Annotated in this window: 21 protein-coding genes; 8 read left to right on the top strand and 13 right to left on the bottom strand. The window is 50.0% G+C overall.

Annotation, left to right across the window (positions count from 1 at the left end; translation table 11 throughout):
* Positions 1-20: 20 nt before the first annotated feature.
* Together AC2TDN_RS00990 and AC2TDN_RS00985 are read right to left on the bottom strand one after the other, a co-directional pair.
* The gene (locus tag AC2TDN_RS00990; RefSeq protein WP_484686734.1) at positions 21-1250 is read right to left on the bottom strand and encodes an MFS transporter; all 1230 of its coding nucleotides are present in this window, start codon (positions 1248-1250) and stop codon (positions 21-23) included.
* A 65-nt stretch (positions 1251-1315) separates the two neighbouring features.
* Positions 1316-2419 carry a lactonase family protein gene (locus AC2TDN_RS00985; protein WP_484686733.1) on the bottom strand — a complete coding sequence of 368 codons (1104 nt, stop codon included), beginning with the start codon at positions 2417-2419 and terminating at the stop codon, positions 1316-1318.
* Between the two features lie 165 nt (positions 2420-2584).
* Between AC2TDN_RS00985 and AC2TDN_RS00980 the strand changes: the two genes are divergently transcribed.
* From AC2TDN_RS00980 to AC2TDN_RS00960, 5 genes are all read left to right on the top strand, one after another.
* The gene (locus AC2TDN_RS00980) at positions 2585-2947 is read left to right on the top strand and encodes a LytTR family transcriptional regulator DNA-binding domain-containing protein (RefSeq protein WP_484686732.1); all 363 of its coding nucleotides are present in this window, start codon (positions 2585-2587) and stop codon (positions 2945-2947) included.
* Between the two features lie 149 nt (positions 2948-3096).
* The gene (locus AC2TDN_RS00975; RefSeq protein ID WP_484686731.1) at positions 3097-4095 is read left to right on the top strand and encodes an aldose epimerase family protein; all 999 of its coding nucleotides are present in this window, start codon (positions 3097-3099) and stop codon (positions 4093-4095) included.
* A 151-nt stretch (positions 4096-4246) separates the two neighbouring features.
* Positions 4247-4735: a hypothetical protein gene (locus AC2TDN_RS00970; protein WP_482065139.1), complete on the top strand. Its 489-nt coding sequence runs from the start codon at positions 4247-4249 to the stop codon at positions 4733-4735.
* Entirely contained in the window at positions 4732-5421 is a 690-nt protein-coding gene (locus AC2TDN_RS00965) for an AIM24 family protein (protein ID WP_484686730.1), read from the top strand. Before AC2TDN_RS00970 ends, AC2TDN_RS00965 begins: the two co-directional genes overlap by 4 nt.
* A gap of 362 nt (positions 5422-5783) precedes the next feature.
* Entirely contained in the window at positions 5784-6620 is an 837-nt protein-coding gene (locus AC2TDN_RS00960; protein WP_484686729.1) for a LysM peptidoglycan-binding domain-containing protein, read from the top strand.
* Positions 6621-7024: 404 nt separating this feature from the next.
* Here the strand turns inward: AC2TDN_RS00960 and AC2TDN_RS00955 are convergent, their stop codons facing one another.
* The 5 genes from AC2TDN_RS00955 to AC2TDN_RS00935 form a co-directional block, all read right to left on the bottom strand.
* Positions 7025-7327 carry a helix-turn-helix domain-containing protein gene (locus tag AC2TDN_RS00955; protein ID WP_484686728.1) on the bottom strand — a complete coding sequence of 101 codons (303 nt, stop codon included), beginning with the start codon at positions 7325-7327 and terminating at the stop codon, positions 7025-7027.
* Between the two features lie 81 nt (positions 7328-7408).
* Complete coding sequence (locus AC2TDN_RS00950) at positions 7409-7789, bottom strand: response regulator (protein WP_484686727.1); 381 nt, start codon at positions 7787-7789, stop codon at positions 7409-7411.
* 78 nt (positions 7790-7867) lie between these two features.
* Positions 7868-8698, bottom strand: coding sequence for a carbohydrate ABC transporter permease (locus AC2TDN_RS00945; protein ID WP_484686726.1), 831 nt, complete (start codon positions 8696-8698; stop codon positions 7868-7870).
* Between the two features lie 3 nt (positions 8699-8701).
* On the bottom strand, positions 8702-9592 hold the full coding sequence (locus AC2TDN_RS00940; protein WP_482065144.1) for a carbohydrate ABC transporter permease: 891 nt from the start codon (positions 9590-9592) through the stop codon (positions 8702-8704).
* A gap of 87 nt (positions 9593-9679) precedes the next feature.
* Entirely contained in the window at positions 9680-10999 is a 1320-nt protein-coding gene (locus AC2TDN_RS00935) for an ABC transporter substrate-binding protein (RefSeq protein WP_484686725.1), read from the bottom strand.
* A 316-nt stretch (positions 11000-11315) separates the two neighbouring features.
* Here AC2TDN_RS00935 and AC2TDN_RS00930 point away from each other — a divergent pair, with 316 nt between their 5' ends.
* Genes AC2TDN_RS00930 through AC2TDN_RS00920 form a run of 3 tightly spaced genes read left to right on the top strand, consistent with a single transcriptional unit; the run spans position 11316 to position 14676 of the window.
* Positions 11316-12290 (top strand): glycoside hydrolase family 113, encoded by a 975-nt coding sequence (locus AC2TDN_RS00930; protein WP_484686724.1) that lies wholly within the window; start codon positions 11316-11318, stop codon positions 12288-12290.
* A complete protein-coding gene (locus tag AC2TDN_RS00925; RefSeq protein ID WP_484686723.1) occupies positions 12287-13486 on the top strand; it encodes an AGE family epimerase/isomerase in 1200 nt (399 codons plus the stop codon). The genes AC2TDN_RS00930 and AC2TDN_RS00925 overlap by 4 nt, the downstream gene beginning before the upstream one ends.
* Positions 13487-13500: 14 nt before the next feature.
* On the top strand, positions 13501-14676 hold the full coding sequence (locus tag AC2TDN_RS00920; RefSeq protein ID WP_484686722.1) for a glycoside hydrolase family 130 protein: 1176 nt from the start codon (positions 13501-13503) through the stop codon (positions 14674-14676).
* A gap of 75 nt (positions 14677-14751) precedes the next feature.
* On the opposite strand, the gene AC2TDN_RS00915 is transcribed toward AC2TDN_RS00920, so the two are convergent.
* The 6 genes from AC2TDN_RS00915 to AC2TDN_RS00890 form a co-directional block, all read right to left on the bottom strand.
* Positions 14752-17874, bottom strand: a complete 3123-nt coding sequence (locus AC2TDN_RS00915) for a GxGYxYP domain-containing protein (protein WP_484686721.1) — start codon at positions 17872-17874, stop codon at positions 14752-14754.
* 78 nt (positions 17875-17952) lie between these two features.
* Complete coding sequence (locus AC2TDN_RS00910; protein ID WP_484686720.1) at positions 17953-20139, bottom strand: hypothetical protein; 2187 nt, start codon at positions 20137-20139, stop codon at positions 17953-17955.
* A gap of 15 nt (positions 20140-20154) precedes the next feature.
* Positions 20155-21846 carry an extracellular solute-binding protein gene (locus AC2TDN_RS00905; protein ID WP_482065151.1) on the bottom strand — a complete coding sequence of 564 codons (1692 nt, stop codon included), beginning with the start codon at positions 21844-21846 and terminating at the stop codon, positions 20155-20157.
* Between the two features lie 56 nt (positions 21847-21902).
* Positions 21903-22799: a carbohydrate ABC transporter permease gene (locus AC2TDN_RS00900; protein ID WP_484686719.1), complete on the bottom strand. Its 897-nt coding sequence runs from the start codon at positions 22797-22799 to the stop codon at positions 21903-21905.
* Between the two features lie 13 nt (positions 22800-22812).
* On the bottom strand, positions 22813-23724 hold the full coding sequence (locus AC2TDN_RS00895) for an ABC transporter permease (RefSeq protein WP_484686718.1): 912 nt from the start codon (positions 23722-23724) through the stop codon (positions 22813-22815).
* Complete coding sequence (locus tag AC2TDN_RS00890; RefSeq protein WP_484686717.1) at positions 23724-26807, bottom strand: alpha-mannosidase; 3084 nt, start codon at positions 26805-26807, stop codon at positions 23724-23726. Before AC2TDN_RS00890 ends, AC2TDN_RS00895 begins: the two co-directional genes overlap by 1 nt.
* Positions 26808-26891 lie beyond the last annotated feature (84 nt).

Here is a 26891-nt window from a genome sequence, read left to right as displayed (position 1 = left end):
GTTATTCATTACAATCCACATTACAGAGCTTCTTTCCGGTCCTTTGGCAGCTTAATGGCTAACAGCCCAATCAGCGGCAAAGCGCTGCATGCTAACATAATAAAGCTGAGTGAGCGCGAATCTGCCAAATAGCCGAGAACAACAGCGCCAAGTCCGCCCATACCGAACGCAAGACCAGTGATAAGGCCCGAAGCGGTGCCAACCTTGCCTGGCATAAGCTCCTGCGCATATACGACGCTGACCGAAAAGCCGGATTGTAAAATAAAGCCTAGCACGACGATCAACGGGTACACCCAGGCCAACGGCAAATGCGGAAGGAGAAGCGCGAACGGCGCTGCTCCGAGAATCGAAATCAGCATCATTTTTTTGCGTCCGATCCGATCCGCCAGTATGCCTCCTAAGAAAGTCCCTGCCACGCCGGCTGCCAAAAATAAAAATAGCGGAACCTGCGCTTGCTTAATCGTCAAATGATAAGTCTCTACTAGGTAAAACTGATAAAAGTTTCCGATAGCGGCAGCATACCAGGAACGAGCAAAAACGATTGCAAACAAGATGGCGAGCGCGAATGCTACGACCTTGGGCGCAAGCGCCGCCTTTACTTTGCCGGCAGCCTTACGCTGCTGCATTTTCCCATCATGTACGGCTAGCTGCGTCTTATACCAAGGAACTACCTTCATTAAAATAATAATGGCCGTAACAGCAAGCAAAGTGCCCCAAATCGCACCCTTCTGCCCAAATGGCAAAAAGATCAGCATCGTCATTAGTGGTCCAAGCATATGGCCAAAGTTGCCGCCAACCTGATAGATCGACTGGGAGAAGGCTCGGCGGTTTCCGGCAGCCAAATGCACGACGCGAGAGCCCTCCGGATGGAACACGGCCGAACCAAGTCCTACGAACACAACCGCAAGCAGCACCATGTAGAAATTGGGGGCAAAAGCCAGGCCTATCATTCCCAGCATGCTGGAGAACATTCCGACCGGGAGCATCCAAGGCGCAGGCCTTTTGTCCGAAATCAAGCCGACTACGGGCTGCATGACGGAGGAGGTCATATTGAGCGTAAAAGCGATCCAGCCGATTTGCGCTAAACTAAGGCTCAACGATTGTTCTAGTACCGGAAACAAGGCAGACACGACCGATTGCATCATGTCATTCATGAGATGCACCGAACTGATGCATATTAATATGGCATATACGGTAGCGGATTTTATTGCCGTTTTATTTGTGCCTGTCGTCGCAAGTGGCGCTGACATAATAAATAGGACCTGCCTTTCCTAACGAAAACATCTCATTTCCGTTGCCCTGTCAAAGTGATTGCTCATGATTTAGAAGAAAATTTAATACATACGGGGCTTGTTAATTGTAGGGACGAATCTGTTTTTGAAAGCAGACCGCTCTCTTCATCTACCTTAAATACGACAACATTGCCCGTCTTCTGATGTGCGACAAGCAAATGACCGCCATCCGGCGAAATGGCAAAATTGCGCGGTGAATCGCCTCCGCAATCGATATGCTGGATCAGCGCGAGCTCCCCGCTGCCTTGATCGACAGCAAATACGGCAATGCTGTTGTGCCCGCGGTTAGTGCTGTACAAATAACGCCCAGACAAGCCCAAATGAATATCTGCAGCATCGTTATAGCCATCAAAGTCAGACGGCAGCGCAGAAATCGTTTGGCCTGCCTTTAAGACGCCGCACTCTTTATCGACCTTAAGCACCGTTATGGTGGAATCCAGCTCATTCATCACGTAACCTGCCTGCAATGCCGGATGGAAAATCAGATGACGCGGTCCAGCGCCGCGATGAACCTTGCTGATCCCATGGTGAGCAAGCAAGCGCCGCTCATTATCGTAGCGATAAATCACGACTGCATCGATCCCTAAATCAACTGCGCATACGAAGGGCGAACCATCAAGCGGCACGATGCAATGCGCGTGCGGAGCATCCTGTCTCGCTGCGTTTGGCCCAAGCTCGCCAGTATGCTGCTGAACGGAAGCAGCCGCTTCCAGCTCGCCGCCTGCCGCAATTGGCAATAAGGCAACGTTACCGCCCGTATAATTGGCAGCGAACAGCGCCTTTCCTTCCTCATCCGTGCTTATATAGCAAGGGTGGGCGCCATGCGTTAGAAAGCGATTGCTTGTTTTGCTAAGCAGCCCTGTCGATTCATCGATTTCAAACGAAGCGGCCGAGCCTCCGATTTCGTCTCCCGTTGATCCCGTCTCGCTTGCCGCAAACAAACGGCTGCTGCTAGGATGAAGCGTTAAGTAAGAAGCGTTCTCCAGCCCGTTAACTTGCTGTATAACTTCCAACGCGCCTGTCTTGTTATTGAACTTGCATACGTGAATAGTCGGCTCTTCCACGGTTCCATACGAACCTATGTAAAGAGTCTCGCTTGATGTTGGTTGTCCATTTTGGTTTGTCATTTGCACTCAACCTCTCTGTCTTTTTGGCATTACAGTGACCATAGCACATGCCGCTCCAGCAAACAATGTCTTTTTTTTATAAAAGACTTCACAAAACTTATTGTAACATGATACAATGTAAGCGCTAACAATCAGTGGTTCACATTTCTAAAGGGGGAAAATGAGATGATGAATGAAATACTGAGCGGACGGAATGTCTATGAGGATTTCGAGCTTGAGTCGGATGTGCTTTACTTCAAGCTTGGCATGCAAGGGCTCGTAAGCTTCCACGGCAGAAACTATAATATAAAGAAGCGTATGACTGCCGAGCAGATTGACCAGTTAACTCATGAAAGCAGCTTCTACCCGGTCAATTCCAATTGCTACATTAATATTGGCAAAATCAAGACGATCGAAGGCGGCACCATCCACTTCGATTCTGAGATCGCCGATTCGAAGCAAGTTTCGGTTAATCGCCGCAAGCAGTTTGTCATTCAGCAGCTGTTCTCGCAGCGCGCTTCGAGCAACGATTTGCGCATTACGCCGTAGTAAACAAACAACCGCCATATTCCCGCATCTTGGGAAATATGGCGGTTGTTTGTTTGTCCCCGTCCTGCTATTCTTAGTTTGAATATGATTTTCAAACGAATACAACGACGAATAAAGTTTTTCTTCAAAAACTTTTTAGGAGGATTTTCATGTCTACGCAAGGACAAGCATTCGAGCAATTATTTAATGACGAGCAGGCTGTTTGGCTGCAATGGGGAGCTTATGAAGCGGCTGTATTGCCGGCAGTTGGAGCTAATCTCATCGCATTTCGCGATAAAGAAAACAACTTTACCTTTTTGCGTGAGCCTTCAATAGAGGAAATGGACAGCTTCAGAGCAAACCCGGGCATTCATGGCATTCCTGTTCTGTTCCCTCCTAACCGCTATGAGGATGGCACCTTTACTTGGAACGGCAGAACCTATACCTTTCCTGTCAACGAAGCGAAAACCGGCAACCACCTGCACGGGTTTTTCCATACAGCTGCATGGAGCGTAGAGGATTTTGGCACAAACAAAACAGAATGCTACGTATCGCTCAAAATTACCATTGACGAGAGCCACCCGATTTATACGTATTTGCCGCATCGCTTCACCTTGAAGCTTCGCTATTCGTTGAACGAAACAGGACTTCTCCAGCATGTATCGGTACATAATGAAGGAACGGATGCGATGCCATGCTTGATCGCTTTCCACACGGCGATCAATGCGCCGTTCGATCCGGGCAGTACAGCCGATGATTATCGCTTCACCCTCACGATCGGCAAGCGCTGGGAGCTTAATGAGCGGATGCTGCCGACTGGCAATTACCAACCGCTTTCTGCTAAAGAAGAAGAGATGAAGACGACAGGCCTCTCGCCTTTCTGGGAGTCGATGGACAACCATTACACAACCGAGCCGCAAAACGGCCGCAACACGATGGAGCTTACCGATACACGCAGCGGCGTTACGCTCGTCTACGATGTCGGCACGGCCTACAAGCAGTGGATGATCTGGAACAACAATGCTACGCCGGGTTTCTTCTGTCCGGAGCCGCAGCTTAATCTGGTCAATGCGCCTAACGTCAACCTTCCAGCCGAGCAAATCGGGCTTGTGTCGCTTGAGCCGGGCGGCATATGGGAAGAAACGAGCCGCTTATACGTTAGAAAATAGGAAATGCTTTAAGGATAGCAGCGAATTCGCTGGTATCCTTTTTTTTCGGTGATCTATAATCAGCCAAATATAGGACAAGAGTGACTATTGTCGAGAAAGACTGTAAAATGTAAGCATCAGCCCCTCTTATGTCGAAAACTGAAGGGAGAATATGATGCGACAGCCATCGATGAAATCACTCTCGCTTTTATGCTTCTTATCCTTTATTCTCATCGCTATTCCGCAGCCTGCCGCGCACGCTGGCTTCTTTGATACAATCAACGACATTTACAATACACCTAAGAAAATAGAAGAGCTTGAGCAAAAATATATCGAAGCGAAGGAAGCCCTTGCAGGTCAACAGCAGCAGCTCGAGGAGTCTGCCAAGGCAGCAGCGGAATATGCTTTAACGCAACAAAACCTGCTTAAGCAAAATGAGCAGATTCGCCAGCAAAATGAACAGCTTATCGCGCAAAATGCGAGCATGCAAGCAGAGATGGAGCGTATGAAGCAGGACCGTCACTCTGTGTTCAACAAGCTGATCAATACCATTGTCATTATTGTAGCCTTATTTATTTTTTATATCGCAGCGATACGCGTCTGGCGGTATATGGCATGGCGCAAGCATCGCGGCACCCGAGGAAGGGGAATTAGCGGATGAACATAACCGTCCCCGCCCAAACCGGGCATGTGCAGGTCAGCCTTGAAGGCGCGGACAAGCTCCATGTGCTCCATCCAAAATCTATAATTGCTTATCAGGGCGAGCCGTATCATCGGGAGGATCGCTTCATGGATTTGGCCGGAATGTATCGCAAGAAACGTTGGATTCGTTCCCAGATATCCGGTCCCTCCGAGTTCATCATCGGCTTGCCTGCCGGCTGCTCGCTTGAAACGATACAAATCGAAGCGAAAAGCGATTTGCTATTCGATTTTCGCCATGTCATCTTTTTCTCAGATGGCATGCAGCTGAAATCCGTTATTCAAAAGCTTAAAAACGCATGGATCACGAAAGAGTTTGTCCGTATGCGCTTCTCCGGTCCAGGCATGCTCGGCATCATAACAGCCGGGGACGTTAGGTCGATTCAGCTTCAGCCGGACTGCCCTCTGTACGTAGAGACAGGAGCGCTTGTTGCATACCCCGAATATGCATCCATACAGCTGTCTGTCTACGGCAATAAGCTTGCAAGCCAGCATATGAATGTGCAGTGGGAAATTCGCGGCAGCGGCCCCGTGCTTATTCAAACGGGCTCGCGCGATGCGGAGCTTGAGGAGCAGCTGCAAAACGGCGGATTTATCAAAAGAATTTTGCGCGAGGTGCTGCCCTTTGGAGGCATCTATATCAAATAAAGAGAGGCCAGCCGACCGTCAGCAGACGGAAGACCAGCCTCTTTTTTATCTCCGCTCACCGTATAAATCATGGATAGCAAGGAGGCGGCGGTAGTTGACAGGGGGACAATAGATTAATTTTTTTCTCATAATCGCCTGCATCTCATCACTATAAAATTCACTATATTCACATTAAAGTGTATTGATAATGATAGTTTAATTGCACAATTTTAATATGAAGTATAAAGATATGAATACAAAAACATCGACTGACCAAAATCGTTGACCTGCGAACGCCCAATATTTACCGCTAAATATAAAACGCTTAAGCTATTAAAATGGTAAAGGTGGACACATTTGCTACTTTGAGAGGACGTTACTGCATGAATAAGAGAATAAAACAGCTCGTTTGCAGCACCGCTTTGTTAGCCCTCCTAACCGTTTCACCTGGAATTGGCTCCGCCGCTTCCTACACCGTACAAAAAAATGACACGCTATGGTTAATCGCCACGAAGAACAGCACGAGTGCTGAACAATTGAAAAAACTGAACGGACTTAAATCAGACTCGCTAGTAATTGGCCAGAAGCTCATCTTACCTGACCCGCAGCAATTTACGACCACTGCCGTTCTTCCGAACGATTTGATGTGGAAGATCGCACAGCGGCACAATGTTCCACTCGATAAGCTGCTTGCGGCCAACCCGCAGACGAACCCAAACAATATTTGGGCTGGGCTTAGCATTCGAATTCCGAAAAAGCCCAGCCAATTCTTGAACGGTGTATTCCCGCTCGCAAAAGGAACCTATACGCCATTCTCGAACAGCTACGCAGATGCTCGCTCTTGGTCGGATGCTGGCTCAAAGGTGCGCCCCCATGAAGGCGTTGACGTAATGGCTGCCAAAGGAACAGCTGTTTACAGCGCGATGGCTGGCACGATTGTCAAAGCAGGCTGGAATGACCTTGGCGGCTGGCGGCTTACGATTCGAGTCGACGATAACACCGATTTTTATTACGCGCACTTATCCAAATTTGCTGCTGGCATCAAGGAAGGCGTCAAGGTCAAGGCTGGCCAGCTAATTGGCTATGTAGGCAGCAGCGGATACGGTCCCGTAGGAACGGAGGGCAAATTCGTTACCCACCTTCATTTCGGCATTTACAAGCGGACGCCGGACTATCGCGCCATTGATCCATACCTCTATCTCAAATGGTGGGCATTGTAGCATGCTATCTGCATACTTACATTGGCTATCCCAAAAGTAACAATCGTCATAACCATGGTATCTGGCTCCATTCTCGGTGGAAACGTGCTCAGTCGGACAAGTGTGGGGGGTAAATGAGTAAGTGTCAGGGTGAGCATACGTTAGCGTCAAACTTCACTGGATATAAAGAAAAGAGGCTGTCCCAAAGCTTTATCATGGTTTCTTTCGTCCACAGTTGATGATTGGATCATAAGAAAGCTAAGCCTCCAACTCCACTTTCAAGGTGTGGTTGGAGGCTTTTTCAATTCATATTTGAGACCGTCTTATCCGGTAATACGGTTTTGTGTCAGGGATTTTGAACACATGAATTTGTGATGAGAGGACTGTAGTTCCGATGAGTGAATTTATCCGATTTCGCTTCCCGCTTACCGGTGCTTGCCCTTGTAATCCTTAGGCGTCACTCCCACCATTTTTTTAAACAGCTTATTGAAATAAACCGGATCGCTGTAACCGACCAGCTGCGAAATTTCGTAGTTTTTCAAATTCGGATGATCGGTCAAAAACTGTTTCGCCTTCTCAATCCGAATGTCAATCAAGCAGTCAGTCAGCGTTATACCCGTTTCCTGCTTAAACAGTCGGCTCAAATAATTGGCGCTCATCCCTACCGTTTCCGCCATTCGCTCCATTTCGAAGTTTTTGCCGTACTCCTCCTCCAAAATGGCCTTCATCTGCTCGATAACATGATGTTCTTTTTCCTTCGTAATGGTTTCCTGCGACAGGTCAATTGCACCTGCCGCCGCAGAAGCAGATTACTGCTCGCTGCGCTCCAGTTTAATCTTGACCAGCAGGTCATATAAATTCGCCTTGTCGATCGGCTTAAGCAAATAATCGCGCACGCCTTGGCGCAGCGCCTTCCGCGCGTATTCGAACTCGCTAAAGCCGCTCAGAACGATGGTCGCAATAGTTCTGCCGCGCAAATGCTCGATGAGCTTCAGCCCATCCATCATTGGCATTTTGATATCGGTTATAAGCACATCCAGCTCGCCTTCCCCAAGCTTTGAAATATGCGACCACGCATCCATTCCGTTGCTGTATGAGCCGATGACTTTAATGTCCAATTCCATTTTCGTTAATATCTTCTCGAGCCCTAACCGTATAAACTCCTCATCATCTGCTATCATGATGTTCATTCCTGCTCGCTCCTTCCGCATGTCCCTCCTAGTTTGCGCCAAAATCGGCACCTCCGCAACGTGAAACAAGCGGGCGGCTTATTTCACCGCACCGCTTGTCACACCCGCAAAAATGTACTTTTGCAAGAAAATATAAAGGATGGCAGTTGGAATCATAATAATGAGAATCGCTGAAGATATCATTTGCCAATCGCCGCTATTGACCCCGAAGAAGCGCATAAGCGACGTAGATACAACGACATGCTCGGCCCTCGGCAAATAGAGCAGCGGGATAAACATATCATTGTAGATGCTGATCGTTTTCAAAATAATGATGGTTGCCGTCGCTGGCGCCAGCAGAGGGAAAATGATGGAGCGGAAAATTCGGATAAGCGAAGCTCCCTCCAGCATGGCGCTTTCATCCAGCTCGTTTGGGATATTCCGAATGAATTGCAAATAGATGTAGATTTGCAAAATATCCGCGCCTACATAAATGAGCACAGGGCCCAACAAATTGTTCGTCAGGCCAAGCGCCTGAATCGTTTTGTAGTTGACGACCTGTGTTGTAATGGCCGGGATGATCGTCGCAAACAAGAACAAGCCGACAATCGGTCCCTCGAATTTGAAATCAAAGCGTCCAACCGCGTAACAAAACGCCGATCCGATCAAAATATTCAAAATAAGCGTTATCGCAATGATGAACAAGGTATTGCCAAACGCGTTGATCATATCGGCTTGCTTGAACGCTTGACCGAAGTTTTTGAAATAGAGGAAGCTGTCAGGCAATGAGATGGTTGATTTGCCATGAAATTCATCCTTCGTCTTGAAGGCATTCACTACGATAATATACGGCGGGAACAATATCGCAAATGCGGCCAATATGAGGCTGATATATTTGATCGTGTCCCAAAGCTTATTGGATTTATTCATCGATCATTCCCCCTTTCCATTCAACAAGAAGCGTTGAATCGACAATACGATTACAACAAATAGCAACAAAACCACGCTCATCGCGGATGCTAAGCCATAGTTGTTAAACTGGAAGGCCGTCTCGACGATTTTCATAACAAAGGTTTCGCTCGATCCGGCAGGCCCGCCCTTCGTAAGAATATAAGGGAGATCAAACACTTCCAATGCGCCGGTAACGGTCAGGAACAGATTAAGCTCGATAATTTTGTAAATGTTCGGCAGCGTAATGCTGATGAACTTCTGCCAGCCATTCGCGCCGTCAATCGATGCCGCTTCATATATATCGCTCGGAATGGACTGAAGCGCCGCCAAATAAATGACCATGTTGAAGCCCATAAAACGCCAGAAGCCGATGGAAGCCAGCGTATAATTGACGAATGACCCGTTCCCAAGCCAGCTCGTTTGGGACAAGGCGTCAAAGCCTAGCTGTCCAAGCAAGTAATTCAACGATCCATTTGTCGTATCGAACACGTAACCGAATAAGTATGCTACAGCAACGCCATTAAGGATGTACGGCAAGAAGAGCAGCAGGCGAAAAAAGTTTTTCCCTCTCAGCTTGCTGTTCAGCACGACAGCGAAATAAATCGCCGCAATGTTTTGTACGATTCCTACAGCGAAATAGGCAAAGTTATGTTTAAAGACACCGAATATGGCTGGATTTTCAAATACCTCTTTATAATTCGACCAGCCGATCCAAGGTTTATTCGGACTTAGTCCGTCCCAGCTTGTAAAACTTAAACGAATAAGCTCAAGCGCCGGATAATAGGCGAATGTCAGCAGCAGCAGCAGCGGCAATGCGACAAATCCAATGATTACGTAATTCTTTTGCGTTTTAAAAGGCAGCCTGCTAAACATGAGACAACCCCGTCCTTCCTGCGTCTTTCTAATCGGAAGATGCAGGATGAATAACCTGCTTGCGGTCACCCATCCTGCACGCTACCCTTACAGACCTAGATCTTTTTTCGCTTTCGCCCAAGCGGTATTCACTTTGTCGATCACCTTCTGAGGATCTTTGGACAATACGAACTCTTGAACGACAGCAGCTTGGTCAAGCTGTGCTTTGTTTTGAATTTCTGTCGCAGCATCTACCGGTGCTGCTGGCTCAAAGAATTTAGGGCTTAAGCTGTTGAACTCAGCAAGCTGCGGCAGCTTGGATTCTTTGTCCTTCAAAGTCGGGATGAAGCCTGCAAAATCGTCATAGCCGGATTCCTCGATCATCCATTGAACGAATGCCTTGCCTGCTTCAACGTTTCCGTTTTTGTTAACCGCATAGAAGAAATCCGGGTTAAGCGGCGCTTTCGCCTCGCCGGAGTTGTCGGCAGGGAATGGGAAGAAACCTACGTCCTCGGCTGGAGCGCCGTTCTCGATAACTTGGTTAATAACCCAGTTGCCAAGCAGGTACATGCCGAATTTACCGGATGCGATATCTTTTTTCGATTGCTCCCAGTTCGTGGAGTTCACGTCTGTTTCCAGGAAGCCTTTTGTATACAATTCACGAACGATGCCCCATGATTTGCCGTATGCATTGTCAAGCGTGTAAGGCGTATCGGATTCTGCCCGTTTGTTTTGGTGATCGGCTGCTCCGCCGATAATCGTCGGAATATCGTACACCCAAGTATCAAGCGGCCATTTGTCTTTAAAGTTCGAAGCTAGCGGCACGATGCCTGCGTCTTTCAGCTTTTGCGAAGCTGCAAGGAACTCATCGTATGTTTTCGGGAGCGCCGTAATGCCCGCTTTCTCGAACGCTTTTTTGTTGTAGACGATACCGACTGTCGAGCCGCCGGAGGATATGCCGTACAATTTGTCTTCCTGAGCCTTCAAATCCTTGAAATGAATGTCGCCGGAGAACCAGATATCATCAAGTGGAGCAAAGTAATTTGGAAGCTCTGCGTTTGGAATTGTCGGCGTGAACACGACATCCGGGAAATCGCCGGAAGCGATGCGGATTTTCAACGTTTTATCGTAATCCGTAATCGCCTCGAATTTAAGATCTACGCCAGGATATTTCTCTTCAAAGCGTTTCTCGTAATCCACGTATTGCTTGTCGATCATGTCTGTGCGGTTCGTCAAGAATACAACCTCACCTGCTACTTTGGACGCTTCTTCCGTCCCGCCATTTTCCGGCTTGTTCGTTGCTGTGTCGTTAGCAGCCGGCTTATTCGTTGCCGCATTGGAGTTCGAATTCGTATTGTTGCCACCACACGCAGCTAATGTTGTTAGCATAACTACAGAAACAAGTGCTAACGAAATAGTTTTTTTCATTTCTAAAATCCCCCTCAGCTCGTTTTGATTCCGCTTACATTTGAATGATACTGCATAAACAACGGTTCTAAAATGGTTTAAAATATTATTTATAGTCTTCAACTGACATTTGTTGAAAACGCTATCTTCCGTTTAACAGCTCGTTTTACTAACTAAACAGGCCATTAATCCGGTTATTAAAGGAAGCTAAATTATGAAGTGGCACAGGGTTGAAGAAAGGTATTGCAAACAAAGCAGGAATCATGTTTACTTGGTACATAACAAAATTATTTATTAGCGATAACAAAAATATCAAAATTAAAGCGAGGCGACTCAAATGACGAGCAAAGCAGCCTATATAGGCGGAATGACATGGGGCTGGACAGGCGTGCGCGGCACATGGACTGGAGCTTTGGCAGACCGCTCCATGGAGCTGATGACTGGGCGTTTAAGCGTGAATTGGACAGCTATTGCACTTGGCGCCCTTCAGGACCATGCGCAATCGACTGAAATCAAATTTCGGGAAGCGCCTACCGTCACCGATGATGAGGTACGTCATGCTATTCACAAAGCGAAAGAGCTTGGGCTTCAGGTTTGCTTGAAGCCCGTTGTCAATTGCGCAGACGGCACTTGGCGCGCGCATATCAACTTCTTCGATCTCGACGTTCCGTGCGAGCCTAAATGGTCCGATTGGTTCGCTTCCTATACCGAATTCATTTTGCACTACGCGCGAATCGCCGAGGAAACCGGCTGCGAAATGCTATGCGTAGGCTGTGAGATGGTTCAAACCGATCGACGCGAAAATGAGTGGCGCCAGCTCATCGCGGCGGTTCGCGAGGTTTATTCCGGCATCGTGACGTATAACTGCGACAAATACCAAGAGGGCCAAATCAAATGGTGGGATGCTGTGGACGTCATATCCTCCAGCGGCTATTACCCGATTGATGCTTGGGAAGAGCAGCTTAACCGGATCGAGAAGGTTGTAACCAAATTCAATAAGCCTTTCTTCTTCATGGAAGCAGGCTGCCCAAGCCGTGAAGGCTCACAGCATATCCCAAATGACTGGGGACTTGAAGGTGCGCCAAGCGAGGACGTACAGCGCCGTTTCTATGAGGCCATGTTCGCCTCCTCCGATAAACGCGATTGGGTCGGCGGCTTCATGCTATGGGATTGGCCGGCTCGTCTTTATGAAGAAAGCGAGGCTGCTTCCAATGACGATTATTGCATGTACGGCAAGCAAGCCGAGCAAACCGTTCGTGACTACTACGCTGCGAAAATTGAACAATCCATCAAGGAGGGCTCTGCCAAATGAGCGACAGCAACCAGCAGTGGCTAGACAGTATTAAGCATGAGCTTGAATCGAACATTCTCAGCTTTTGGATGGAGCATACGCTTGATGAAACAAACGGCGGCTTCTATGGCTTTATCAGCAGAGATCTGCACATTAGTCGAGGCGCTGGCAAGAGTCTGGTGCTCAACACGCGCATTTTATGGACCTTCGCCTCTGCATACCGGATAACCGGAAACGAGCAATATTTACAAATCGCCGAGCGTGCCTATCGTTATGTGAATGAGCATTTTATGGACCCGGAATACGGCGGTTTATATTGGATGGTGGATGCAGCGGGCAAGCCATCCGAAACGAAGAAGCAAGTATACGGCCAAGCGTTCGCGATCTACGCTTTCTCCGAGTATCACCGCGCAACAGGCAATGAAGCTGCGCTTCAGCAAGCGATCGAGCTGTTCCATACGCTGGAGAAATACAGCTACGATCTGCAATATAAGGGCTATTTCGAAGCGCTGACCCGCGAGTGGCAGGAAACCGACGACAACAGTTTGAGCGAGAAGGATTTGAACGAGAAAAAATCGATGAACACTCACCTTCATGTCATGGAGGGCTATACGAATCTATACCTCGTGTGGAAATCAGATGAGCTTCACGCCAAGCTGAAGGAGCTCATTGAAATTACGATGAAGCACATTATTAATGAAGACAACGCGCACTTTATTCTTTTTTTCGACGAGCAGTGGAACGGCAAATCGGAACATATTTCCTACGGGCATGATATCGAAGGCAGCTGGCTGCTGGTTGAAGCTGCCGAGGTGCTAGGTGACGAGGAGCTGCTAATCTCCGCCAAAGCCATTGCAATCCGTATGGCTGAAGCGACGCTAATCGAAGGCGTGGACACAGACGGCGGTCTTCTTAATGAGGCAGGCCCAGAGGGCTTCATTGATACGGACAAGGATTGGTGGCCGCAAGCAGAGGCAGTCGTCGGCTTCTATAACGCCTATCAAATGACGGGCGAGGACAAATATCGCGAGACTGCCATGCGGTCATGGCGGTTTATTGAAAGCTGCATGCATGGCGAATGGCATTGGAGCGTAAAGCGCGACGGCACTCCTAGCGAAAATATCGAGAAGGTCAGTCCTTGGAAATGCCCTTATCATAACGGCCGCGCATGCTTTGAAATGATTGAGCGCCTAAGCGGCACATCCACTTCACATTAATGGAGGTTTAACCCATGAGTAAGTTTAATGAACGAAAGCAGCTGCTGACTGAGCGCTATGAGGCGCTTGTGCAGCGCAAAAACGAGCCGGAAGCGCTTGGCAACGGTATTTTCGATCGATACATTCATCCTGTCCTGACAGCAGCGCATACTCCGCTTGTTTGGAAATATGATTTTAACCCGGAGACAAATCCTTATTTCATGGAACGGCTTGGCGTACACTGCGTTTTTAATCCCGGCGCGATCTTGTTAAACGGCAAGTACCACCTCGTTGCGCGCGTAGAGGGCAATGATCGCAAATCCTTTTTTGCCATCGCAGAAAGCGACAGTCCAGTTGATGGCTTCCGCTTCTGGGAGCGTCCGATCCTGCTGCCGGAAACGAGCGATCCCGATATTAACGTCTACGATATGCGCCTCATTCAGCATGAAGACGGCTGGATTTACGGCCTATTCTGCACCGAGCGAAAGGACTCATCTGCGCCGAAGGGAGATCTATCAAGCGCCATCGCGCAATGCGGCATCGTTAGAACAAAGGATTTGAAGCAGTGGGAGCGTCTTGCCGATCTGAAGACCGCCTCCAATCAACAGCGCAACGTTGTGCTTCACCCTGAATTTATCGATGGCAAATATGCCTTCTACACGCGTCCGCAGGACGGCTTCATCGACACCGGTTCAGGGGGCGGCATTGGCTGGGGTCTCTCCGAAAGAATCGAGAACGCCGTTGTTGAAAGTGAAATCATTATTGACGAGCGTCATTATCATATGATTAAGGAAGTAAAAAACGGCCAGGGACCCGCTCCAATCAAGACGGACAAAGGGTGGATCCACATTGCCCATGGCGTTCGCAACACGGCGGCAGGCCTGCGCTATGTGTTGTACGCATTCCTCTCTGATTTGCAGGAGCCTAACAAGGTTACGCATCGCCCAGGCGGCCATTTGCTCGCGCCGATGGGCACCGAGCGCGTCGGCGACGTATCCAATGTTGCCTTCTGCAATGGCGTGATCGCACAGGATAACGGCGACGTATACATTTACTACGCTTCCTCGGACACTCGCTGCCATGTTGCGTCAACTACCGTCGATCAACTGCTCGACTATTGCCTTCATACGCCGGAAGATCCGCTCCGCTCTCACGCATGCGTCGAGCAGCGCATCGCATTGATTGATCGTAATTTGCAGTTTCAAGCATAGAAGCACAGAAAAGGGAGTGCTTGCATGAAGTCATAACAGACTTTATGCGGCACTCCCTTTTCCCTCGCCAAGCAGCTATTGCGCCGCCGGAATTCGAACGGATACCCGATCAACATGAATGGTCGAGTTGTCATCATACCAAACGCGGAACTGATAGGCATGCCCTGTCACAAAATCAGCGTCGATTACAAAGTCCTGATAGCTGTCGGCAGCTGCAAAATCGGTACGGAGAATCGCTCTCTCGCCAATTATCTTATTGCCCGTTCCGTCATAGATGTCCAGATTCAATACCCGATTCGAATCGCCTGCATTCGCGTCGATCTTCATCCGGAAGCTGACCTTATGGCTGCCGGAAGGCAGATCGGATACGCCAGGTCCATGCAGCATATGGCCTGCGCCGTGGTCTGCTGCATTCGCAGACCAGCTGTCCCCGTCGGCTGCTCCGGTATTGTGGCCAAATGCGCTTTCAGCTTCGAATATCCGGTTATCGTACGTATCCGAAACCAGAATTGGCAGCTCAGCTTCCAGCCCGTTATAGGCTGCTTTGACGATCGCTTCTCCGCCGCCAAGCACCGTCAGCACGCCGTCCTCGCTGATACGAACAGCTTCGCTTCCGCTAGCGAGCGACCATGCGGCATCCGCTGTCAAATTGACGTCAGGCTTCCCTGCCTGTGCAGCTTTTCCCCAAGCTTGAAGCTGCTTCTCGCCGGAATCAACGCCAAAGGACAAAGCTTGCACGTCGCCTCCGCCAAACTTAAAGTAAATGCTATTCGTTTCGGTTGCGACCTGTTCAGGCAGATCAAGGCGCACATGATCCAACTTGATATCCGCCGCATCATTGAAATAAACTCTAAATTCATAGGTGCTGCCAAGCGAGAATGGGACGTCGATAAGCGTAAAATCCTCGTAAGCGTTGGCGGCTGCAAAATCACTTCTCTTCAGTTCCTTGGAAGCGACGACCTGATCGAGGCTTGGGCTGTAAACATCGAGCAGCGCGACCTGATCATCGGCTCCCGTTATGCTGCCGATCATCGCCTTGAAGGTAATATCATGGATGCCGCTCGGAATATTTGCCACATACGGCCCGTAAAGCATATGGCCCGTGCCATGCTGGTCCATCTGCGCCAGCCAGCCGTCTCCGTCCAGCTTTCCTGTATTGTGGCCAAAATCGTTCTCCGCTTCATAAATTCGCTGCGCCAGATTGCTTTCCATAATGACCGATACGCTGTCAATTTTGACACTCGCATTGCCATCGTACCAGACGCGGAATTCATAGGAATGGCCTAGAACAAAATCAGCCTCCATGACGAGATTTTGATAGGCGCCAGCCTTTTGGAATTGCGATCTAAGGACCGCTTTCTCCGCAATTACGCGGTTATCGGCAGTATCGTAAATATCGAGATTCAATACCCGATTGTTGTCGGCCTCGCGGTTGTCGATCATCGCTTTTACCTTCACCTGATGATGGCCTGCGGGAATATCCGCAGCTCCTGGTCCGAACAGCATATGGCCCGCTGCATGCTCCGCTGCGTTAGCCGACCAGCCGTCTCCATCCTGCTTGCCCGTCTGATGACCAAAGTCCGTCTCCGCCTGATACACTTTATTCTGCACATCGTTGCTGATTTGCGGCACCTGCTCCTTGATAAGCTCCACCATCTCAACCGGCGTAACGACTCTAACATCGTCGCCAAGCTGATCGATTACCGATTTTACGTCGTCCATCGATTTGGACCAAGCATGGACGAGTACGAGCGAGTAGCCTGCCGCGCTCTTCGGATTGCGAGGCGCGGCATTGATATGATTGATAACGGATGCGTTATCGCTGCCTGCATTGCCTTCCCACAGCATCTCTCTCGGCGTAACAATCGGTTTGCCGTTAGCCCATTTGAGCGCGCCGTTAAGCGCCTTATGATTGCTGTATTCCAAATAGATGACGCCGTCTACATTCGGCTGCGCCGTATATTTGTCCCATAGCTCGGTATTGTTAAACGCGTTGAAGTCAATGACCTCAACGAGCCCCAAATCCATTTTGCCCATATAATCGTTAAGACTGTTCAAATGCTGATCAAGCTCCGCTGCCGGATACCGGCTCGGATACATGTAGCCGCCGCCTGACGGCCCCACTACAAACGCATCCCCTTCGGACGCATCCTTATAATACCGTTCTGCAACGGTAGGAGCCAGATCGATCATGCTTGGCGATATTGCCCAGCCCATATCGAAGCTGCCGCGATTCGCGTTGCCGAACCAAGGCTTGCCCTTCTCAGCCAGATCGTTCAGCATCCACTGAATATTATCGCCATCGGACATGACGAACGACACATAATGGACATTGTCCTCCACCGCAGGCTTAACGGCTTTTTTCTGCTCGAGCTTCTGAAGCTTGAAGCCGCTAAGTACCGATAAGTTGAACGCGTGATCGGCCGGCAAGGTAAACACGCCTGCATCCGAGCTTGGCCTAATAAATTGATCCTCTCCGCCCGACGCATCTCCCCAACCGAGCACGACCGAGTCCGGATCAGCGTCAGCCATTACCGTTTGACGAAATTCGCTGTTGCCGTCATAAAACGTAAAGGCTCCCGTCATCGCCGCATAATCTCTAAGCTTCGCTCCCATTTCCTCCTTCTGCTCGATGAAGAGACCATGCTCCAGTTTATTCCAATAATTGGACTTCACCCAAGCCTCGTCCTTGCCGGTGAGATCCAGCACTTTCTTGTAGCCCTTGGACTTCGGCACATCGCTCTGCTCGACCAGCACGGACTGCTTAATATGAGCGAGCGAGGAAGCCGCATTAATGGAGCTGTCGCCTTTTTTCCAAACCAGATAGCCGTCAACATATTTTTTGTAATTTTTCAGCAGCTTCCATGGGTCGTCATACGACTTCGTTTTGACGCCATAATGGTCCTTTAGGTCTTGGAGCCATTGCCCGTAGTTCCCGGAATCAGGCAAAATATAAATTTGCTCCGACGTTTGATTGGCGATCAATCCTTGGAGCGTAGCGATCATGACGCTTTCTGATTCAGACATGTCGGCAAGCTTAATCACGTTCAGCTTCTTGGCCCGGTAAGCCGCTTTCTCGTAATAAGTATCCTGCGTACCCGTGTCCGGGCGCGGCTTGGCCGATATAGGGGTAAGACCTGTAAACAAGGAGCCAAGCAGACAAATCGATAATGCCAAAGATAGGATGCTTTTTCGCATAAATGCCCTCCTTCGAATCGGTTTGGATAATGAAAATGCCGGCATCATCAGTTGCCGGCATTTCTTGAAGCAATCGTATTACCACTCTACGCTAACCGTAATTCCTTCCGGTACACCTGGATAACGAACCAGTACCGTGCCCGACTCCGCATCATACTGGAAGGAAGCCGCCTGCTCGCCAGCCGTAATGCTGCTAGGCTCGCTCGGTACTCGCAGGCGAGTACTAACGGTGATATCCTCCGGCGATTCCGACACAAAGGACATTTGATTCTCCGTTATCCGTTCATCGCGAATGCGCGATGAGCTTATGAGAATTCCGGCTTCCCCCTGCGCAGCATCGAAGTAGTTTAAATCAAACAGCAGGCTGTCCTCGCCTGATTTGATTTCCACGGCATGCTTTACCGGCAGGCTCGCTTCAAACAAATCAATGAACAAGCCTTCCAATAGAACCGATTTCTCCGCTTCCAGTTCGTCCAGCACATGAGTGATGACATAAGGCCCGCGTCTCATATGCAGCGCAATGCTTTCCTTGTAATCAACCGTTTCACCGCGGATTTCGAGCGACCGCTTGACTGCGCTTCTGACAAGCTCCGCGCCATCGTCGCTTCGGGACAGCACGGCCGGGTTTTCCCTATAGAACAGGACAGCCCCATCGCCTACCTTATGCTCTCCTTCTTCCGGGCTGCGGCTAAGTCCAAGCGATTCGAATAGATGCTCTTCAGGACGAGCATAGATACGGCGGCTGTTGTCGCGGTTCCACCATTCCGAAACGGAATGGAACGGGTCCGAGCCGTCCCCGACATAGATCAGAATGCCGCCCTCCCTCACCCATTGCCCAATCGATTGATGGATGCCCGGATGCTCCGGCTTCATAAATTCGTAGCTGAGCAGCAGCACCCGGTAGCCGTCCAAATAACCTGGAAAGGTCAATATGTTGTCGAGCTGCACCGGTCTAAGCGGGATGCCCGCTTTGACGAGCGGCAGCGCCAATCCGTAAAAGGAGGACCAGTCAAGAAGCTCCTTCTGCTCCGCATCCAGCTCTTCCGGGGAGGTTGTGCCGTCATATTTGGCTGCCTCGCCCAATTCCTCTCCATCACGGATGACGTCGCCCCGCTGATACATGGCAGAGTTGGACAGGCAAAGGCCTACACCTCGGGTGTAGACATCTTCTCCAAGAGCCTCCTCATGCTTATGCATGTCGCGCAGCACATTCATAATGGTCAGAAGCACAGTGGCATAGTCGCCGGGAATCGTTTCTTTCCCTTTCCCGTCCTCGGTCGGATAGCTGCCCTCGAATACACGGCGCGGCCAAGGACAGACCTCGTACTGCTTCACCTCTGGATGCAAAAGGGAGGCAACGACGGTAGAACAGTAGTTTTTGCGATAGTCGCTCCAGCTGTACCTAGGGTTATCTTCAATAGGATCGTGAAGAAACCACATATCTCGTCCAGTCCCCCTCGTAAGCTCCTGCATGATTCCATACTCTAGATAAGCCGTCTCGAAGGTCCGCTCTCGGCGCAGCCCCTTAAATACGTTGGGCGTGCGAGCCGTCCCCGTCCAGATTTGGGCGATGAAGCCATCGCAGCCCGGCATCGAGACAAGCAGCGCCTCAGGGCTAATAATTCGCCACTGCGTATAATTGATCAAGCTGTGGGTTGGGACATAGAAACGTACTGTCCTGCCATAGGTTACAAGCGAATACTCCTTCATTTGACTGCAAAGCCGGTCGAGCGCCCGGTAATACATAGCCGCCTTCAGCTTGGAAGCCCGGTACTGCGCGTCCGGCGAGGAGTGGGGAGGAATCCAGTCATCCCCGTAATAATTAAGCCACTCCCGCTTGAAAGCGTCCGAATACCCGGAGGCCGCCCAAAACTCAGGCTCCTCCAAATGAATCGCTTCCACGCCGCAATCGATCGCAAGCTTGATATGAGACGCCAAATATTCAGCGAATGCGATCGTCGGCACCATGTACGGAACCTCCTTGCCATGCAGCAAATGGTTGCCGCTGCGGTCCTTCTGAGCCTCATCCCAGTGCTCCCGTCCGTCGTAGCGTCCGTACAAGTAATCCTGATACTCGCCCCAGGATACGCCCGTCATCAGATGGATCGTATAGCCAGCCTTCTTCCAGCCCTCTATCCGATGCGGCAGATCCTTCGAAATGCCGTATACCATAACAAAATCAGTTCGCAAATCATACTTCGGCCCATATGGCCTCGACTCCTGAAAACCAGTCCACTCGGCCCTCACTTGCGCTTTGCTCGTCAAATGGTGATGCCTCCTTTAGTTCGGCATTCCAAGCAACACGACTTCTTTGCCCTTCAAGTTTTCGTTCGTAAATTGGATCGCATCTTGATAACCCGTCTTGTTCATCTGTCCGCGCAGATCATTAATGATCTTGAGCGCCGCTTCGTCCGATTTGGCAAAAATCGCTTCCTTCCATACGTCGCCGATTTTGTCCATGGACGGCTTCAGCATTTCCCATTGCGTTGACTTCATCATGACATCGCCCGGGTTGTAAGCCGCAATAACGCTGATGCCGTTAGGACGCAGAATTTTGCGCGCATTGTCCATTGCAGCAAGGCGGTCCTGATCTGCCCAAATGTCTCCGCCGCCGACAGAATTAATGCGGTCTTGACCGGAGAGGCTTTCCAAACCGATGCCGATTCCTTCATTTTTCTTCATCTTGCCCGTTGTGTCTGCTGTAAATTTATCAAACCATTCTTTCTTCGCTACTGGCTTGCCGTTTTCCATATCCCAGTGAACGCCTTGTACGCCGTATCTCACAAGGAGGAAGCCTTCATCGGAAGCGAGATAGTCAAGCAAGCGGAGCGCTGCGTCCACGTTTTTCGATTTTTTCGGAATGATGGTTACGTTGTTGCCTTGAATGGAGAGGTCGGCAGGACGGTCGGCTGCAGCGCCGGCACGCTCCAAAGGACCAACAGGTACATAATCACTGCCCGGATGCGCTTTCACGTAGTCCTTGGAAGCATCAAGAATAGCAGGATAGTGAGCGGCCAGCACAGCGATGCGGCCCTGCTTGATTTTCTCGTTCGCAATCGGGTCTGTTTGCGTGAACGCTTCCGGATCCAGTAGACCTTCAGCTAGCATTTTACGGTAATAAAGGGTGTATTCCTCATAAGCTTTCGAGAAAAAGGTGTGCTCAAGCGTGCCTTCGCCCTTATCGATATAGTCAGAGCCGTAGAACATCGAATTGCCGATGCCGACAGCCCAGCCATTATGGAAGCCGCCAAGCGGAATGACAGGCATGCCGCTCTCCTTAAGATCGGCGTCCTTGATCTTTTTCAGAAAGCTGTATAGATCGTCTTTGGTTTTGATCGATTGCGGATCAACGCCGACCTTCTCTGCAATATCCTTGCGGACATAGAAGCCGTAAAGCCAATCCATCGCATCCTCAGGCGTAGCCGGATGATTCTGGTAAAGCAAATACTGCTTGCCATCGTAGGCATCGAACGCTTTCTCGTAAAGCGCAGGAGGAACGTTCTCCTTCGCAACCGCTTTAGCGAGGTTCGGATACTTATCGAGCTTATCGGACAGATCGACCAGTTGATCCTCCTTCGCCGCTTTGATAATGCCGTCTAATTCCCCGCCCCAAGCTGGACCTGTATAAATATCAGGCAAATCCTGTGTCGCAAAAATGGTGTTTAACTTCTCGACCTCGCTGCCTTTTGTATATTCCCATTCAATGGTGATCCCGGTTTTTTCTTTAATAACCGCTTCGATAGCTGTTGTATCTACATCTCCGCCGGCGGAGCCATTCCAGTTGTGAAGGACTTTAAGCGTCACTGCTTTCTGTTCTTTACCGCCGTTGTTCGTAGTGCCGGCATTTTCTGAAGGCGCATTCACATTTCCGCCGCCGTTGTTGTTATTGCTGCTGCACCCAAACAGTGTCGTAACTGCCATCAAGGCAACCGCGAGCCATACCGTCGTGCTTTTTCCTTTTTTGTTCTTCATAAAAACCCTCCCATAAACTTTTTATGAAATATGATAAAGTCCCGACCTGCGGACGATTACCCTTTGACGGAGCCAATCATAACGCCCTTGACGAAGTAACGCTGTAAAAACGGGTAAATGCATAGGATCGGAAAAACCGTAATGACAAGCAGCGCCATTCGAAGCGATTCCTGCGTTGCGCCCGCCATATTGACGTTGACGGTCTGCCCGCCCTGCTGTGCGGCCCTCTGCATGGAAGAAGATAGCGCTTCAGCCTCAGACAGCATTTCTTGCAGCAGCGTCTGAACGGGAATCAGATCTTTATTGGACACGTAATAGGCGCCCGTGAACCAGTCATTCCAGTGGGAAACTCCGATGAACAAAGCGATTGTGGCTAGAACCGGTCCCGAAAGCGGCAAAATGATTTTCATGAAAATTTGGAAATCGCCGTACCCGTCGATGCGGGCCGATTCCTCCAGCTCCTCAGGGATGCCCTGCAGGAACGTACGAAGAATGACGATATGCATGAAATTGAACAGCATCGGAATGACATAGACCCAGAAGCTGTTAATGAGATGCAGCTTTTGCAAGGTGATGAAGTATGGGATGAAGCCTGCGCTGAAAATCGTCGGTAAAAAAATGTAGTACGTAAAAAAGGTTCTTCCCGGCAGCGTCTTTTTGGATAGCGCATAGGCCATCAGCGTACAAAGTCCCACATGCAAAATCGTTCCAATAACGGTACGAAGCAGCGTAATTTTGTAGGCCTGCCATATGCGAGCGTTTTCGAACACCTCCGCGTAGTTGTGCAGCGTAAATTTGCGGGGGAAGAAATAAAGCGCGCCCATCATTGAGTCTTTTCCATCGTTGAACGAATAGACCAGAATATAAATGAACGGATAAATCATCGACAAGCCAAACAAGGTCAAAAAGATATAATTCAAGCAGCTAAAAATTGAAAATTGGCGTTTCACCATATCAAACCACTCCTTAGAACAGGGATACGTCGCTCACTTTACGGGCAATTCTGTTGACAGTGACAATAAGAATGAGCGCAATTGTGCTCTGGAATAATCCGACTGCGGCTGCATAGCTGAGCCTGCCTTCACCGATACCGGAGCTGATGACATGCACGTCGAGAACGCTGCCTATTGCCGCGGTAGCCGGGCCATTCAGCAGGAGCAGCTGCTCGTAGCCGGCGCTCATTAGGCTGCCGACCGAGAGAATGAACAAAATGACTGCGATATTGCGGATACCCGGGAGCGTAACATGCCACATTTGGCGAAAACGTCCGGCACCATCGATTTTGGCAGCTTCGTAGAGCTGCTGGTCGATGCCAGCTATTGCAGCCATATAAATGATCGAGTTCCATCCGATGTTTTTCCAAATATCAGAGCCTACAATAATCTGATAGAACCACGATGTGTTGTTCAAAAATTGGATCGGCTCCATGCCGAAGGAGCCAAGCAGATCGTTGACCGGCCCGCCGTAAGGCGTCAAAAGCCGCTGCATCAGCGTTACAACAACGATCCAGGAAACGAAATACGGCAAATACGAAAGCGTTTGCACTGTTTTCTTGAATTTAACGTTGCGAACCTCATTAAGCAGGATAGCCAGTAAAATGGGCATCGTAAATCCGATTAGCAGCTTCATAAGGCTGATGACAATCGTATTGCGGATCAATTCGAATGACTGATAGTAGCTGAAAAATTGCTGGAAGTACTTCCAACCTGCCCAGGGACTTCCAGTGAAGCCCCCGGAGAACATAAAATCACGAAATGCAACCTGTACGCCAAAGAGCGGAACGTAAGAGAATAGGAAAAACCAAATGATACCGGGCAGCATGAACAAATAAAATAGCTTGTGGCGCCAAACTCGCTTCCAAAGTATATTTTCTGTCATCAATTCTGCCTCCTTGCCAAACGAATGGTTTTAATTTCGAACGGAGTAAAGGAAAGCGGGTACGCTCCATCCTCCGCTTGCAGCTTATCGCTAGGCGTTTCCATCAAATCGGCAAGCCATGCTTCCGATCGATTCATATCGATAGAGATTTTTGTCTTCAATCGGGTGCCGGCCGTTTCGTATAAACGGATAATCAGGTCATCGCTGTCTTCTGCCTGCTTCACCGCTTCTATCATAACGTTCGGATGATCCACGCTTATAAATGATTTAGCTGCCGGCAGCTCTGATGCCGCGTCGCCTGCGTTCACGCGAACCGATCGCAAAGGCACGTTCAGCTCGTAGCCGCGCTTATAAACCTCAGCCTGTACATGGTCTCCATTGTGCGGGTACAGCGAGTAGGTGAATTCATGCTCAGCACGGTCAGCCTCAGGATCTGGATATGAAGTGCTGCGCAGTAGATTCAGATCCATCACGTTTTGTGAAACGCGATGGCCGTATTTGCTGTCATTAAGCAGCGCTACGCCGTAATTCGGCTCCGATAGATCGATCCAATGATGCGCGCAAATTTCATCCTTCGCATAATCCCACAGCGTATTCCGATGCGTTTGCCGCTTCAAGTAGCCGAACTGGATTTCACAGCTTACGCTGTCTGACCGTACATCAACCGGAAACGACGTGCGCAGCATTTTCGCAGATTCCTGCCAATCGACCTTTGCCTTAAAATCGATGCGGCGGCTGCCATGCGTCAGGATGACCTTTTGAGTCAAAGTAGATTGCCCGAACCGATAGACGAGTTCCAGCCCTGTCGTCGGTCCGTCCTGGAAGACCGCCGACTCCACTGGTTGAAGAGGAACTCCGCCCGTTTGCCGATAATCTTGTTTGAAATCCCAAGCATCGCCCTCGTCATGATACAAGCTCAGCACATTGGCCTTCTGCCCCTGCGGAATGACTTCCCTGCCGTGCTCCTTATCCATAATCGATTCGATCGTAAAGTCCTCAGCGAACGTAATCGCGAGCAAATCATTTTCCAATATCCGGTCGATTGCCGACGCTCTCATATCAGGAAAAGCAGGGCTAGCTCCTTCGGTTTCCGGTATTGCGACAGTTTCCGCTTCAGTTGCTGCCGTCTCGGCCATCGCCAACGCTTGCTCATCGGCATTCACCAAAGCGTAACCCATCGCAGGAACTCGAACGCGCATCCAGCTGCCATTGTTCTTAACCCATTCGTCCCGCTCCCATGACAAGGAGTTAAAGAATACGTCGGAGTTGCTGCCTGCAGGAAGAGCTTCCGCAGCGGTGCCGTACGCCTCCTCGATTAATTGCTCTACTCTTTCGAGCAGCACCGCGTAACGCTCCAGTGATTCGTCGTATACACGCTTGATCGAGGATCCCGGTAAAATATCATGGAACTGGTAGAGGAGGACTTCCTTCCAAATGAGCTCCAGCTCCTCTGCCGGATAGGCTTTGCCCTTCGTCAGCCCTGCAAGGATAGCCGCATATTCGAGCTCGCGCAGCGCTTTCTCCAGCTTCCGGTTATAGCGTTTGTTTCTCGCTTGACTCGTAAGCGTTCCTTGATGCTTCTCCAGATAAAGCTCGCCTGACCAAGACTGATAACGCTCCGCATTCTTTGCCAGCTTCTCGAAAAATTGCGAGGAATGCTCTTGAACAACCGGGCTTAGCCCCTGCAAATTTTTCTCCCGCATGAGCCGTTCAAGGTGCTCCTCGCCCGGACCGCCTCCGCCATCGCCGATTCCAAACAGCATCAGAGCATTTTCCGATACGTTTTTGTCCAAGTAGTCATTCTCCGCCTTGACGATCGAGCGGGGTGCTGCCGGACTGTTATACGTATCCTCTGGCGGCATATGCGTGAGTACACGCGAGCCATCGATGCCTTCCCAGTGGAAGGTGTGGTGAGGATGGCGGTTGTATATGCTCCACGACAGCTTCTGCGTCATCATGTAGTCAACGCCCGATTTCTTCAAAATCTGCGGCAGGCTCGCTGAATAACCGAATACATCCGGCATCCAAAGCGACTTCATCTCCTGCCCGAACTCCGCTTGGAAATACCGTTTTCCGTATAAAATTTGTCTTACTAACGATTCTCCGCTTGGCACATTCGTATCCGATTCAACCCACATCGCGCCTTGCAGCTCCCAGCGCCCTTCCTGCACGCGCTCCTTGATGCTCGCGTAGAGCTTCGGATAATGCGTCTTCATCCAGTCATACAGCTGCGGCTGGCTTGCGCCGAATATATAATCGGGGTAACGCTCCATCATCCGCAATACGGTAGAGAAAGTTCGAGCCCCTTTGCGGATCGTTTCCCGAATCGGCCAAAGCCAAGCCAGGTCCATATGCGCGTGGCCGACGGCGCTAATCGTAAGCGAAGGATCGCCGCCTCGCTTCGCCAGCTGCTCTTGCAGCATGCGCGACACCTGTGCGACACGCTCCTCGGTAAACGCAATTAGCTGGTTCGATGCAACATACAGCACCTGCAAAATACGCTCTCTTCGCGCCGACCCTTCAGGCATTTGTTCCGCCGTCTCGAGCAATACTTCCGCGTCATAATACACTTGGCGGATGTCCTCGCGGCAGATGGCGATCTGAGCTTCCTTCAACGTTCCGCTTCGGTAGCGGCCGAACAGGTCATTGCAGCCCGCGTCTCCCCACAAGTCGATCGTTTCGTCCCCTGTCGAGCTATCGCAGATATGGACAACCCGCTTGCCTGGCAGCCCTAGCGAATAATCGAATTCCGAATTGATATTCGTAAGTCCCTGCTTTGGCGTTCCCTCTTCATCGACGAGACAAAGCTCTCCATTCACATCAATAAGCAGCACGAGCTTTAAGCCCTTCGCCTCCTCCGTTGCCTTCCCGCTAAAATGGAACCATGCGCAATCCCAAAGGTTCCCCCAGCGGTCGCCTGGAGCAAGCTCGATTTTCCGGCCTGACTCCCTTGCCTCGTAAGGTACCGGCTCCTGTGTTACCCAAGCCGTAGCTTTCAGCTCCGAGACTGGCTTGTATATTTGGTCCTTCAATTGCTCCAGCACTGATTTAAGATGCTCGGTTTTCACTTTATCATATGGCATTTGCAGGTCTCCTTTTTCATCCGGTTATATCCTTCATAGCATTGTTCATCTTCGCAGGCTTATCGCCATAAATTCGAAAGCAGC

This window comes from Paenibacillus sp. Y660, from assembly GCF_057221575.1.
This window is presented reverse-complemented; position numbering and strand designations above follow the sequence as displayed.